Origin of the sequence: Rhodococcus sp. PD04 (assembly GCF_035918275.1) — a bacterium.
Lineage (GTDB): Bacteria > Actinomycetota > Actinomycetes > Mycobacteriales > Mycobacteriaceae > Rhodococcus > Rhodococcus rhodochrous.
The window spans coordinates 4,200,100-4,212,499 of record NZ_CP142143.1 but is presented as its reverse complement, the minus strand read 5'-3'; the positions used below and the strand labels follow the sequence as shown (position 1 = coordinate 4,212,499).

Below are 12,400 nucleotides of genomic sequence, written 5' to 3'. Positions count from 1 at the left end.
CGGTGACCGACACGCATTCCGAACCGGCCGTCGAGGACGCCGCGGGCCCCACCGAGTGGGGCGAGCACCCGCACGGCGTCGGACCGTGGATCGAGGAATTCGGCACCGAGCCGCCGACCGACCCGCGCTACGACCCGGAGCTGCTCGCCAACGGCGACCGGCGCAACGTCGTCGACGCCTACCGCTACTGGAACCGCGAGGCGATCGTCGCGGACATCGACCGTCGCAGGCACCCGCTGCACGTGGCCATCGAGAACTTCGCCCACGACGCGAACATCGGGACGGTCGTCCGCACCGCCAACGCGTTCGCCGTGGGCACCGTGCACATCGTCGGACGACGCCGGTGGAACCGGCGCGGAGCGATGGTCACCGATCGCTACCAGCACCTGCTCCACCACCCCGACGTCGACGCGCTCGTCGCGTGGGCGGCCGAACAGGACCTCGAGATCGTGGCGGTGGACAACACCCCCGGCTCGGTCCGGTTGGAGACGGCGACCCTGCCGCACCGCTGCCTGCTGCTGTTCGGGCAGGAGGGTCCCGGCGTCACCGAAGCGGCCCGCAACGTCGCGTCGATGACGGTCTCCATCGCCCAGTTCGGCTCCACCCGATCCATCAACGCGGGTGTCGCCGCGGGGATCGCGATGCACGCGTGGATCAGGCAGCACGCCGATTTCTCGGACGCCTGGTAACACCTGCCCCGCATTCCGGGATGAAAGTCGCGCGGACCGTCGTCGGGACGGCCGCCGGTCGGGCAGTGTGGAGGGTGATGAACACCGCAGCAGGACAGCGTTCGGACGGAGTCGAAGCCGCCCGGTGGTCGCAGCGGGCCGACGCCGCAGAGGGTGCGATCGTCTCGCGGCACATCCGTCGTCTCTGGGCCCTGCCCGGCACCGCGCTCGGGGTGGTCGGATGGCCCGCCGTCCGACGTGAGCGACTGTTCCTCTCCTGGCACTACTGGTGGCAGGCGCACCTGATCGACACCGCCGTCGACGCCGCCGAGCGCGACGCCACACCGCGTCGCCGGCGCCGCGTCGTGCGGCTCGCCCGCACCCACCGCATCCGCAACCTCACCGGCTGGACCAACAACTACTACGACGACATGGCGTGGCTCGGCCTGTCGCTGGAACGGGCCGAACGGCATCTCTACGTCGACCACCGCGGTGCGATCGCGACCCTCGTCGACGAGCTCCTCGACGCCTGGCAACCCGAACGCGGCGGCGGCATCCCGTGGCGTCGCCGGGACAACTTCTTCAACGCCCCCGCGAACGGTCCCGCGGCGCTGCTGCTCGCCCGCACCGGCAAGGTCTACCGCGCCGAGGAGATGGCCGACTGGATCCACGACGTGCTGCTCGACCCCGAGACGGGTCTCGTCCTGGACGGCATCCGCGACGGCGTGCACGAACGCGCGATCTACAGCTACTGCCAGGGTGTGACGCTCGGTCTCGAGACCGAACTCGCCCTGCAGCTCGACGACCCCCGGCATCGCCGCAGGGTCCACGCGCTCGTCGCCGCAGTCGACGACCACCTCACCGAACGCAGTGTCGTCACCGGCGGGGGAGGGGGCGACGGGGGACTGTTCAACGGGATCCTGGCCCGCTACCTCGCGATGGTCGCCACGACACTGCCCGTCGTCGACGGCGACGACATCCGTGCCCGCAACGTCGCGGCACGGATCGTGCTGGCGTCGGCGGAGGCCGCCTGGGAGAACCGGCTGCAGGTCGAGGAACTGCCCGTCTTCGGCCGCGACTGGTCGAAGCAGGCGCGGCTCCCGGGCCTGGGCACCTCGGTCGCGCGGTTCGCGGGCGGCACCGTCCGTGAGTCGGCCGTCGCCGAACGCGACATGTCGGTGCAACTCGGTGGGTGGATGCTCATGGAGGCCGCCTACGCTGTCGCCGCGTCGCGGTCCTGAAACGGAAGAAGGTGGATCCCGGCCCGTTCGTTCGACGGGCGGAATCCACCTTCTGCGGTGTGAGGGCCGTTCCTACTTGCTCTCGATGCGGTTGATCGGCATCGTCGCGGGCTCGGCCTCGGCGGCCGGCGCCTCACCGTTCTTGGCCGCACGACGCGAGCTGAGCACGCGCTTGCCGACCTCGGTGATGATCGGGATCACCGAGACGAACACGATGCCCAGGAAGATGATGTCGATGTTGTCGGCGATGAAGGTGATCTGGCCGAGCAGGTAGCCGAGCAGCGTCACACCCGCGCCCCACACGATGCCGCCCAGGACGTTGTAGACGATGAACACGCGGTAGGGCATCTTCGCGGCGCCCGCGACGAGCGGGGCGTAGGTGCGCACGATCGGCACGAAGCGTGCCAGGAAGATCATCGCGGGACCGTGGCGCAGGAAGAACTGGTGCGCCTCGTCGATGTAGGCCTGCTTGAAGAGCTTCGCATCGGGTTTGAACAGCTTGGTGCCGCCCTTCGCGCCGATGAGATAACCGACCTGGTCGCCGAGGACGGCCGCGATCGGGATCGTCACCATCAGCACCCACAGAGGGGCGAACGGCTCGACCTCCGCCGACTTGGCCGCTGCGATCAGACCCGCGGTGAACAGCAGAGAGTCGCCCGGGAGCAGCGGAAACAGCAGTCCGGACTCGATGAACACCACGAGCAGCAGCCCGATGAGCATCCAGGTTCCGAACGAATTGAGCAGATTGACCGGATCCAGAAACCCCGGCATCAGGGCCAGATTGGTCACGGACTCCGAGGCTTCGAACACAGTCACGCGGTCCAGGGTACCGGCGGGGTCCACCTCACCCCGAATCCCGGCATCGGGCGCGGGACGGCCCGAGTATCGAGGAGACGTGTCACTTGACATACTGCAGGGACAACCCGGGCACCCACCACATCCCGGTGGGATGCCGATCGACTCTCATCTGGAGGACAGCCGCTGTGCCTATCGCGACTCCCGAGGTCTACGCCGAGATGATCGCCCGCGCGAAGGAGAACTCCTTTGCGTTCCCGGCCATCAACTGCACCTCGTCCGAAACGATCAACGCCGCCATCAAGGGCTTTGCGGACGCCGGCAGCGACGGCATCATCCAGTTCTCGACCGGTGGCGCCGAGTTCGGCTCGGGCCTGGGCGTGAAGGACATGGTCACCGGTGCCGTCGCACTCGCCGAGTTCGCTCACGTCGTCGCGGAGAAGTACGACGTGACCATCGCCCTGCACACCGACCACTGCCCGAAGGACAAGCTCGACGGCTTCGTCCGTCCGCTCATCGCGATCTCGCAGGAGCGCGTGAACAACGGTCAGAACCCGCTGTTCCAGTCGCACATGTGGGACGGCTCGGCCATCCCGATCGACGAGAACCTCGAGATCGCGCAGGATCTCCTCGCCGCCGCCAAGGCCGCGAAGATCATCCTCGAGATCGAGATCGGCGTCGTCGGCGGTGAAGAGGACGGCGTCGAGAACGCCATCAACGACAAGCTCTACACCACCGTCGAGGACTTCGAGAAGACCGTCGACGCGCTCGGCGCCGACAAGGGCCAGTACCTGCTCGCCGCGACCTTCGGCAACGTCCACGGCGTCTACAAGCCGGGCAACGTCAAGCTCAAGCCGTCCGTCCTCGCCGAGGGCCAGGCCGCCGCGTCGAAGAAGCTGGGTCTGCCCGAGGGTTCGAAGCCGTTCGACCTCGTCTTCCACGGTGGTTCGGGTTCGCTGAAGTCGGAGATCGACGAGGCGCTGAGCTACGGCGTGGTGAAGATGAACGTCGACACCGACACGCAGTACGCGTTCACCCGCCCGATCGCGGGACACATGTTCACCAACTACGACGGTGTTCTCAAGGTCGACGGCGAGGTCGGCAACAAGAAGACCTACGACCCGCGCAGCTACCTCAAGAAGGCCGAGGCGTCCATGACGCAGCGTGTCGTCGAGGCCTGCAACGACCTCAGGTCGGCGGGACGCTCGGTCTCGGCCAAGTAGGACCCACCGATACCCGAAGGGCGCCGACGGCAACGTCGGCGCCCTTCGTCGTCCCCGGGGTGTGCAGAAATCGTCGCGACACGCCGAGGACGATCGACGGTTTCTGCGCACTCGTCGCTGCCGTTGTCCCGTTTATTCGCTGCAGACCTTCCACTGCTCACCGTCGAGCATGAGGTCGAAGGTGCGGTCGGTGACGTCGTCGGGATTGTTCACCGTGTGCGCGGTGACCTGCGCGATGGCGGTGCCGCCGGTGATCTGGATGCGGTCGACGCTCGTCACCACCGGGATCTCGCCCTGCTCGACGGCGAGCCGGTGGATGTCGCGGAAATTCTCCGGATCGACCGTCTCGTAGAAGTCGGAGAGCGCCCCGCAGGTCGACTCCCGCAGGGTCGGGAGGTCGCCCGATTCGAGCGCTCCGACGAAGGTGTCGATGCTCGAGCGGATCCGGCTCTCAGGGGAGTTGTCGGCGCGGTCCTTCATGAACACGAACACCCCGGCCGCGACGATCGCGACGACCACCAGCACGGCTGCCGCTCCGGCGGCGATCAGCCAGCGTCCGCGGCTCTTGTCGCGGGCCGGCGGGATGCGCGTCGGCGTGGGCTGGACGGCGACGCGGGCGGGTTCGGGCTGCACCGGCGGTTCCTCACCGCGGGGCACGATTCGCTGCGGCGGCGCCTTGGGTACGTGGCTGCGAACCGGGATCTGCACCGTGGGCGCATCGGCGGCGGAGGCGGCGTCGGATTCGGGCGGGGGTTCCGATTCGGGTTCGGCGGCCGGGCGGGACCCGGTGTTCTCGGGGTCGACGACGGGAAGCGCCACGGTCTCGTCCGTGGTGATGCTCTCGTCCGAAGCCTGCTTCGGTTCGTCGGCCTGCTCCGGCTCGTCGCTGCTCGCGACGGTGTCGGAGGGCTGGGGAGCGTCCGGGAGTTCTGGAGCGTCCTGGGGTTCGGGAGTTCCGGACGGCTCGACGGTTTCGGAACTCTCGGGGGAGGCGTCGACCTCGCTGCTCGCGTCCACATCAGCGGACGCCGCCTCGGTGGTCGGCTCGGTGACCTGCTCCGCCGGCTCGTCGGCCTCCTCGGCCACTGCTTCCTCAGGCGCCGCCTTCTCGGCCGTCGCCGGCTCGACGGCGGGTTCGTTCTCCGTGCTCTCGCCCGGTGTTTCGACAGATGGGGTCGTCGAAGTCTGCTCGGGTGACTCTTCGTTCTTCGGGTCCGACAACGTGCTGCACCTCGCTCGACGGCCTGCGGTTACCCGGGGACTCTATCGAGCCTTCATGACGGAAGGGCAGAATGACCCCATGACGTCTTTCGGTGATCTTCTCGGACCGCAGCCCACCCTTCTCCCCGGCGACGACGACGCGGAGTCGGCCCTGCTGAACAACGAGGACCCGGCGAAGGTCGCAGCCGACCATCCCACCGCCTCGATCGCATGGGCGTACCTCGCCGAGGCCGCACTCGACAGTGGCGAGACGATCCAGGCCTACGCCTACGCCCGCACCGGATACCACCGCGGCCTCGACCAGCTGCGCCGCAACGGATGGAAGGGTTTCGGTCCCGTGCCCTACAGCCACGAACCCAACCGCGGTTTCCTGCGCTGCGTCGCCGTGCTGGCCCGGGCCGCCCGGACCATCGGGGAGTCGGACGAGCACGCCCGCTGCCTGGACCTGCTCGAGGACTGCGACCCGCGGGCAGCGGAAGAACTCGGCGTCGAATAGACGCCCGTACATGTCTGTATCGAACAGACTGTCCGCGGCGACCCGGCGTCGACCCACGCGTCGAGGAGCTCGTAAGCGCCTGACCGACTCGTTCGAACGGCTGCGCTCATCGGCGCTGCCGATCGTGCAGTGCGCGTTGGCGGCGGGCCTTGCGTGGTGGGTCGCGAAGGATCTGGTCGGGCACCAACAGCCCTTCTTCGCGCCCATCGCGGCAGTCGTCTCCCTCGGACTCGGGCTCGGCGCCCGGTTGCGGCGTTCCGTCGAACTCGTCTGCGGTGTGACCGTCGGGATCGGTGTGGGCGACCTGCTCGTGTCGCTGATCGGCAGCGGACCGTGGCAGATCGCCCTCGTCGTGACGATCGCGATGAGTACGGCGGTCGCGTTGAACAGCGGCCCGATCTTCGCGATGCAGGCCGGGAACTCTGCAGTGCTTGTGGCGACACTGCTGCCACCCGGCGGTACCGGTGGGCCCGATCGCATGGTCGACGCCCTGATCGGTGGTCTCACCGGAATCGCGGTCGTCGCCATGATCCCCACCCATCCGGTGCGGCGTGCCCGGCGCAACGCCGCCGAGGTCCTCGCGACGGCGAGCGAGGTCCTGAGGAAGGTCGAGACCGGGCTCGTCGAGAACAACCCGAAACCGATCGAGGACGCCCTCAAACAGGCACGAGCCACTCAGCCTGCGATCGACACGATGCGGACCCACCTCAAGGGTGGCCGGGAGATCAGCCGGATCTCGCCGCTCTACTGGAACAGCCGGGGCAGACTCGCGGTGCTCACCGCCGCGGCCGATCCCATCGACCACGCGATGCGCAACATCCGGGTGCTCGCGCGCCGGTCCCTGACCCTCGTTCGCGACGACGAGATCCTCGACCCGCGGCTCGTGCAGCGTTTCGCCGAGGTGGCCGATGCGGTGGACGTGCTCCGCGCGATGGTTCTCGCCGAGCCGGGGGAGCAACCCGACCAGGCCGAGGCCGCGCGCGTGCTGCGCAGCATCGCCAAGAAGATGGATCCCGACCTCATCGCCGGGGCGGGAGTCTCGGCGACGGTGGTGTTCGCGCAGATGAGGTCGCTGATCGTCGACCTGCTGCAGACCGCCGGACTCAAGCGGATCACCGCGATCGCGACCCTTCCTCCCACCGTCGAACATCCGGCCTACGACCCGGACGAATAGACCTCTCCGACCCCGCCGGGCACGTCGCCGTTGAAACATATGCGCATTCGTGCATACGATGGCCCGAAGTTCGGAGAGGGAGTTCGATGGGTTCGGGTCACGGGCACTCACACGGCGTCGGCCACGGTCACGGTCAGGGCGCCGGTCCCACGCGTGCCGTCATCCGGCGCATGGCCTTCGCGCTGGGCATCCTCGGAGCGTTCTTCGTACTCGAGGCGCTCGTCGGTCTCCTGATCGGCTCCCTCGCCCTGCTCGCCGACGCGGGCCACATGCTCACCGACGTCGTCGGGGTGTCCATGGGCATGGTCGCCCTCATCCTCGCCCGACGAGGGAGCAGCGCGGCGTCGCGCACCTTCGGGTGGCACCGCGCCGAAGTCCTCACCGCGATGGTCAACGCGGTGCTGCTGCTCGGCGTCGCCGGCTGGGTCTTCTACGAGGCGATCAATCGCATCGGCGACGCCCCCGAACTTCCCGGCCTGCCCATGATCATCACCGCCCTCGCGGGACTGGCCGCCAACATCGTCGTGATGCTCATGCTCCGGGCCGACGCGAAGGACAGCATCGCGGTGCGCGGTGCCTACATGGAAGTGCTGGCCGACGCCGTCGGATCCGTCGGGGTCCTCATCGCGGGCGCACTCGTCATGATCTTCGGGTGGAGCCTGGCCGACGTCGTCGTCGGTGTGCTCATCTCCCTGTGGGTCGTGCCGCGCGCCCTGCGACTGGCCGCCGAGTCGCTGCGCATCCTCACGCAGACCTCGCCCGCGCATCTCGACGTCGATCTCCTGCGCACCGACCTGCTCGCGCTGCCCGGCGTGTGCGGCGTGCACGACCTGCACGTGTGGACGCTGACCACCGGCATGGACGTCGCCACCGTGCATCTCGTCAGCGACCACGACCCGCAGTGGATCCTCGACTCGGCGCGCACCGCGCTGTCGTCGCACGGACTCGAGCACGCCACCGTCCAGGTGGAGTCGACGGTCGACGGCAAGCAGTGCGAGAAGGACGTCACCTGGTAGCTCACCGCGCGAATCGGTTCGGACGCAACGTCCACCGATCCGGCCCACCGTAGAGCCGAACGACGTCGAGCGGTCCCACGTCGACCCTGCGGAACGACGATGCCGGAGCGTCGAGGGCGCACACCGTTGCGGCCCGCACGACCGCCGGGTGTGTCACCACCCCGACACGTTCGTAGCCGTCGTCCCGTGCAGCCAGCCAGGTGCCGACCCTGCGGATGAGGTCCTCGACGGACTCGCCGCCGTGCGGTGCTGCCGCCGGCTCGGTCAGCCACATCGCCAGGTCGCTCTCGGGCAGTTCGTCCAACCCCGCCCCGCACCACATGCCGTAGTCGAGCTCGCGCAGTGCCGGGTCGATCTCGGCGAGGAGACCGAAGGCGTGCACCGTGTCGACCGCGCGTCGCTCCGGTGCACACACCCACCGGTCGACGACCGGCACGGTGACGCGTCCGAGTTCGCGTCGGCCTCGTTCGGAGATCGGCTCGTCGCACGGGAATCGGGCCTTCTCCGTCGCACGCGTGGAAGCGTGTGCGACGAAGAACAATCGGGTCACGGCAGGTGCGTCCTCTCCGCTTGACATCGCAGACCGCGCGGTGCGAAGGTTCGTCGGTAAAGATGTGCCGAGGTGTAGGCAATCCGGTGGGAAACCGGAGCGGTCGCGCCACTGTAACCGGAGACGTCGAAATCTCCGGAAGCCAGAAAACTCCCGCGGCGCATGACGGAATCGAATGGGACGCGAAATCCCAGGAGGATTGTCATGGCTGTTGTCCATACCCCCGACGAGTCGCTCGGCTCCGCCGCACTCGCAGTCGCTCTCGCCGCAGTGATCGTCGCGGCATTTCTCGTTCTCTACCTGGTCGGATTCGATCAGGGCGCGATCTCGCGCACCGGCATGTTCATGCACGAGTTGATGCACGACGGCCGGCACCTCCTCGGTCTCCCGTGCCATTGAGAACGGGGACCATGATGCCCGGAACCTACCTCCACCTGCTGTTGCGGGGCCTGCTCGCCGGACTCGTCGCGGGTCTGCTCGCCGGCGGTGTCGCCTTCGTCGTCGGCGAACCCCACATCGAATCGGCGATCGCGCTCGAAGAAGCTGCCGGCGAGGCGCATTCGCACGACCACGATCACGCTGCGACCGCCGAAGAATCCCACGGTCACAGTCACGGCGACGACGCGCTCGTCGGCCGAACCGGTCAGAAGGCCGGGCTGTTCCTCGCGACGATCCTCGCGGGTCTCGCACTCGGCGCTCTCTACGCATCGGTGCTGCACTTCGCGCGTCGCCTCACCGACATGCCGGGGTGGAAACTCGGATTGTTCGGAGCGGCCGGGGCGTGGCTCGCCGTCGAGGCAGTCCCGTTCGTGAAGTACCCGGCGAACCCGCCGGCCGTCGGTGATCCCGACACGATCGATCAACGCACCCTGCTGTGGCTCGCCTCGGTGGTTCTCGGGCTCGTCGCGATCGCCGTGGCCGTCGCGGTGGCGAAGGCCCTGGCGGCCCAGGATCTCCACACCGTCCGTATCGCCGGACCGGCGGTCGCATTCCTCGTCGTGGTGGGACTCGGATATCTCGCCCTGCCGAGAATCGACGAGGTGGACGAGGGATTCCCCGCGACACTGCTGTGGGAGTTCCGGGTCGCGTCGTTCACCGTGCAGCTCACCCTGTGGGCGGCGCTCGGTGTGGTCTTCGCGTATCTCACCGAACGCGCGTCCCGTCGTGTGATGATCTCGGCCTGACGACATGGGTTCGGGTCTGCTCGTCGCCGGAACGACCTCGGATGCAGGGAAATCCGTGGTCGTCACCGGGATCTGCCGATCCTTGTCGCGGCGCGGCCTTCGGGTCGCGCCGTTCAAGGCGCAGAACATGTCGAACAATTCGATGGTGACGAGTGAGGGCGCGGAGATCGGGCGCGCCCAGTGGATCCAGGCGGTGGCAGCACGCGCGATCCCCGAGGCCGCGATGAACCCGGTGCTGCTCAAGCCCGGCAGCGACCGGCGCAGCCACGTCGTGGTTCTCGGGCGACCTGCCGGAGCGTTGGAGGCAGGCGAGTTCGCCGGTGGGCGACAGCATCTCGCCGATGCGGCGTTCGGCACCTTCGATGACCTCCGCCGCAGATTCGACGTGGTGGTGTGCGAAGGTGCCGGCAGTGCGGCCGAGATCAATCTGCGCGACCACGACTACGTGAACATGGGACTGGCGCAACACGGTTCGATGCCGACCGTCATCGTCGGCGACATCGACCGCGGTGGTGTCTTCGCCTCGATGTACGGGACGCTCGCCCTGCTCGACGCGGCGGATCAGCAGTTGATCCGCGGTTTCGTGATCAACAAGTTCCGTGGCGACGTCTCACTCCTGAAGCCCGGACTCGACTCGCTCGAACGACTCACCGGCCGCCCTGTACTCGGTGTGCTGCCGTGGCAACGCGACCTGTGGCTCGACTCCGAGGATTCGCTCGCCCTCACCTCCCGCCCCGTGCACGACGGTGACGGTGCACTGAGCATCGCCGTCGTGATGCTGCCGCGCGTCAGCAATTTCACCGATGTCGATGCGTTGTGCCTCGAACCGGATGTGCGGGTCCGCTTCGTCGAGGACCCGCGAGCGCTCGCCGGTGCCGACGTGGTGATCGTGCCCGGAACACGCGCAACCCTCGCGGATCTCGCGTGGCTGCGCTCGCGAGGACTCGACACCGCGATCGTCGAGCACGCCCGCCGGGGTGGAACGATCCTCGGTATCTGCGGCGGATTCCAGATGCTCGGCACGCAGATCGACGACCCGCACGGCGTCGAGGGGTTGCCCGGCGCAAGCGCTGCGGGTCTCGGATTGCTCCCGGTGCGAACCGCATTCGGACGCGAGAAGGTTCTCCGGTTGCCGAGGGGCACCGCGTTGGGTGTGGCCGCCTCCGGTTACGAGATCCACCACGGACGCATCATCGTCGACGGGGGCACCGATTTCCTCGGCGGCACCCGCGAAGGATCGGTGTTCGGCACCATGTGGCACGGCGCCCTCGAAGGGGACGCCCTACGGTGGGCGTGGCTGCGTGAGGTCGCCGCAGGGATGGGCTGCGAGATCCGCGCCGGGGAAGTGAGTTTCCCGGCCGCACGCGAGGCTCGCATCGAGGCGCTCGCGGATCTCGTCGACGAACATCTCGACATGGACGCTCTGCTCGCCATGCTCTCCGACGGGCGAACCCTGCCCGTGCTGAGGGGAACCCTTCGGTGACGGTCCTCATCCTCGGTGGGACGGGGGAAGCCCGTTCCCTCGCTGCAGCATTGGACGACACGCACATCGCGTTCGAATCCTCCCTGGCCGGCCGGGTCCGCAATCCACGCCTGCCCGTCGGCCCCGTGCGCATCGGTGGATTCGGTGGTGCAGAGGGTCTCGCCCGGTACCTGACCGAGCGCGATATCCGAGCCGTCGTCGACGCCACCCATCCGTTCGCCGCGGGCATCAGCGCGAACGCCGCCGCGGCATGCGCTGCCGCACACGTGCTGCTCGTGCGCCTGCAGCGACCCGGTTGGCACGACGAGCACCGCCGGTGGACGTGGGTCGACGACCACGACGGCGCCGCGCGCGCTGCCGCGACCGGCCGGAGGATCTTCCTCAGCACGGGACGACAGACCCTCGGCCGCTTCGTCGGGCCGCTCGACGCGCACGACGTGCTCGTCCGCGTCGTCGATCCGCCGACGATCGAAGTGCCACAGGCTTGGTCGGTGCTGCTCGGACGCGGCCCCTACACCGCGAGTGACGAACGGAAGCTGCTGCTCGACCACAGGATCGACACCCTCGTCACGAAGGATTCGGGTGGCTCGCTCACTCGCGGCAAACTCGACGCCGCCGACGAACTGGGTGTGCGCGTGATCGTCGTGCGTCGCCCGCCGGCACCCCGCGGTGTCGCCACGGTGGAGTCCGTGGCGGCAGCGCGGGAGTGGGTCCTCCGGGTCGCGGAGGTCAGACCTGCGGACCTTCGGAACGCAGATCGTCGACCTTCTTCATCGCCTCGCGCAGTTCCCGGAGCCATTGCTCCGAGTGCTGCCCCACGAGCCTGACGGTCCACTTCAGTGCGTCCGAACGGGACCGCGCGACACCCGCGTCGACGAGGGTGTCGAGCACCTTCCGTTCGGGTTGGCGCAGTCGAGTCATGACCGGGACGGCGAGGTGGGTGAACAGGTCGGTCCGGTCGCCGACCTTCACGCCCCAGGCCACCTTCCGGCCGTAGCGGGCCTCGGCCTCGTCGGCGATGCGCATCCGATCGGCGCGGGTGGTCTCGCGGAATCGAGCGATACGTCCGTCGATCTCGGTATCGCTCGTGCCGTCGGGTACCCCGAGCGGGCCGACGACGAAGATCTCCTCTCTGTCGATCTCGATGTCGGGCGGGCCGGTGAACCAGTCGTCGGGGAGCCTGCCGGCGAACCACTCGGAGGCATCGCTCGCGTCGGGGACGTCGGCCTGTTGCCAGCCGCCCGGTCGTCCGAATCCGTGAATGTGTGAATGTCGCATGATGTCCTCCTCGGGACGCGACCCGGTGCGTGTCGCACCGATCAACCGTGCGTGTTGCACTGATTACAGTG

General features: G+C 68.4%; 14 protein-coding genes and 1 riboswitch. Of the genes, 10 read left to right on the top strand and 4 right to left on the bottom strand.

The window, feature by feature from the left end; genetic code table 11:
- Positions 1-2: 2 nt before the first annotated feature.
- Entirely contained in the window at positions 3-689 is a 687-nt protein-coding gene (locus U9J23_RS19310; RefSeq protein WP_059384638.1) for a TrmH family RNA methyltransferase, read from the top strand.
- 77 nt (positions 690-766) lie between these two features.
- The gene (locus U9J23_RS19305; protein WP_059384662.1) at positions 767-1,909 is read left to right on the top strand and encodes a glycoside hydrolase family 76 protein; all 1,143 of its coding nucleotides are present in this window, start codon (positions 767-769) and stop codon (positions 1,907-1,909) included.
- Positions 1,910-1,981: 72 nt separating this feature from the next.
- On the opposite strand, the gene U9J23_RS19300 is transcribed toward U9J23_RS19305, so the two are convergent.
- Positions 1,982-2,680 carry a VTT domain-containing protein gene (locus U9J23_RS19300; protein ID WP_095092104.1) on the bottom strand — a complete coding sequence of 233 codons (699 nt, stop codon included), beginning with the start codon at positions 2,678-2,680 and terminating at the stop codon, positions 1,982-1,984.
- A gap of 212 nt (positions 2,681-2,892) precedes the next feature.
- Between U9J23_RS19300 and fbaA the strand changes: the two genes are divergently transcribed.
- On the top strand, positions 2,893-3,927 hold the full coding sequence (gene fbaA, locus U9J23_RS19295; RefSeq protein ID WP_326599844.1) for a class II fructose-bisphosphate aldolase: 1,035 nt from the start codon (positions 2,893-2,895) through the stop codon (positions 3,925-3,927).
- A gap of 132 nt (positions 3,928-4,059) precedes the next feature.
- On the opposite strand, the gene U9J23_RS19290 is transcribed toward fbaA, so the two are convergent.
- Positions 4,060-5,148, bottom strand: a complete 1,089-nt coding sequence (locus U9J23_RS19290) for an Rv0361 family membrane protein (protein ID WP_194699409.1) — start codon at positions 5,146-5,148, stop codon at positions 4,060-4,062.
- A gap of 79 nt (positions 5,149-5,227) precedes the next feature.
- Here U9J23_RS19290 and U9J23_RS19285 point away from each other — a divergent pair, with 79 nt between their 5' ends.
- The 3 genes from U9J23_RS19285 (at position 5,228) to U9J23_RS19275 (ending at position 7,834) form a co-directional block, all read left to right on the top strand.
- Complete coding sequence (locus U9J23_RS19285; protein ID WP_006552986.1) at positions 5,228-5,644, top strand: DUF3151 domain-containing protein; 417 nt, start codon at positions 5,228-5,230, stop codon at positions 5,642-5,644.
- A 10-nt stretch (positions 5,645-5,654) separates the two neighbouring features.
- Positions 5,655-6,818, top strand: coding sequence for an FUSC family protein (locus tag U9J23_RS19280; RefSeq protein ID WP_174479686.1), 1,164 nt, complete (start codon positions 5,655-5,657; stop codon positions 6,816-6,818).
- An 86-nt stretch (positions 6,819-6,904) separates the two neighbouring features.
- The gene (locus tag U9J23_RS19275) at positions 6,905-7,834 is read left to right on the top strand and encodes a cation diffusion facilitator family transporter (protein WP_059384634.1); all 930 of its coding nucleotides are present in this window, start codon (positions 6,905-6,907) and stop codon (positions 7,832-7,834) included.
- A 1-nt stretch (position 7,835) separates the two neighbouring features.
- Here U9J23_RS19275 and U9J23_RS19270 read toward each other — a convergent pair whose 3' ends face one another.
- Positions 7,836-8,384 carry a histidine phosphatase family protein gene (locus tag U9J23_RS19270; protein WP_064059936.1) on the bottom strand — a complete coding sequence of 183 codons (549 nt, stop codon included), beginning with the start codon at positions 8,382-8,384 and terminating at the stop codon, positions 7,836-7,838.
- Positions 8,385-8,437: 53 nt separating this feature from the next.
- Positions 8,438-8,556, top strand: a riboswitch (cobalamin riboswitch).
- Between the two features lie 32 nt (positions 8,557-8,588).
- On the opposite strand from U9J23_RS19270, the gene U9J23_RS19265 reads away from it, so the two are divergent.
- Genes U9J23_RS19265 through U9J23_RS19250 form a run of 4 tightly spaced genes read left to right on the top strand, consistent with a single transcriptional unit; the run spans position 8,589 to position 11,878 of the window.
- The gene (locus U9J23_RS19265) at positions 8,589-8,783 is read left to right on the top strand and encodes a CbtB domain-containing protein (RefSeq protein ID WP_006552982.1); all 195 of its coding nucleotides are present in this window, start codon (positions 8,589-8,591) and stop codon (positions 8,781-8,783) included.
- Between the two features lie 14 nt (positions 8,784-8,797).
- Entirely contained in the window at positions 8,798-9,568 is a 771-nt protein-coding gene (locus tag U9J23_RS19260; protein WP_095092103.1) for a CbtA family protein, read from the top strand.
- Positions 9,569-9,572: 4 nt separating this feature from the next.
- A complete protein-coding gene (locus U9J23_RS19255; protein ID WP_085469061.1) occupies positions 9,573-11,051 on the top strand; it encodes a cobyric acid synthase in 1,479 nt (492 codons plus the stop codon).
- Positions 11,048-11,878 (top strand): cobalt-precorrin-6A reductase, encoded by an 831-nt coding sequence (locus U9J23_RS19250; protein WP_059384630.1) that lies wholly within the window; start codon positions 11,048-11,050, stop codon positions 11,876-11,878. Before U9J23_RS19255 ends, U9J23_RS19250 begins: the two co-directional genes overlap by 4 nt.
- Here the strand turns inward: U9J23_RS19250 and U9J23_RS19245 are convergent.
- Positions 11,781-12,329 carry a hypothetical protein gene (locus U9J23_RS19245; RefSeq protein ID WP_059384660.1) on the bottom strand — a complete coding sequence of 183 codons (549 nt, stop codon included), beginning with the start codon at positions 12,327-12,329 and terminating at the stop codon, positions 11,781-11,783. The two genes, U9J23_RS19250 and U9J23_RS19245, sit on opposite strands and share 98 nt — an antisense overlap.
- Positions 12,330-12,400 lie beyond the last annotated feature (71 nt).

Coding starts and splice junctions, on each gene's coding strand:
- U9J23_RS19305 (WP_059384662.1), top strand. CDS start 767: ATGAACACCGCAGCAGGACAGCGTTCGGACGGAGTCGAAGCCGCCCGG.
- U9J23_RS19300 (WP_095092104.1), bottom strand. CDS start 2,680: ATGCCGGGGTTTCTGGATCCGGTCAATCTGCTCAATTCGTTCGGAACC.
- U9J23_RS19285 (WP_006552986.1), top strand. CDS start 5,228: ATGACGTCTTTCGGTGATCTTCTCGGACCGCAGCCCACCCTTCTCCCC.
- U9J23_RS19280 (WP_174479686.1), top strand. CDS start 5,655: ATGTCTGTATCGAACAGACTGTCCGCGGCGACCCGGCGTCGACCCACG.
- U9J23_RS19275 (WP_059384634.1), top strand. CDS start 6,905: ATGGGTTCGGGTCACGGGCACTCACACGGCGTCGGCCACGGTCACGGT.
- U9J23_RS19265 (WP_006552982.1), top strand. CDS start 8,589: ATGGCTGTTGTCCATACCCCCGACGAGTCGCTCGGCTCCGCCGCACTC.
- U9J23_RS19260 (WP_095092103.1), top strand. CDS start 8,798: ATGCCCGGAACCTACCTCCACCTGCTGTTGCGGGGCCTGCTCGCCGGA.
- U9J23_RS19255 (WP_085469061.1), top strand. CDS start 9,573: ATGGGTTCGGGTCTGCTCGTCGCCGGAACGACCTCGGATGCAGGGAAA.
- U9J23_RS19245 (WP_059384660.1), bottom strand. CDS start 12,329: ATGCGACATTCACACATTCACGGATTCGGACGACCGGGCGGCTGGCAA.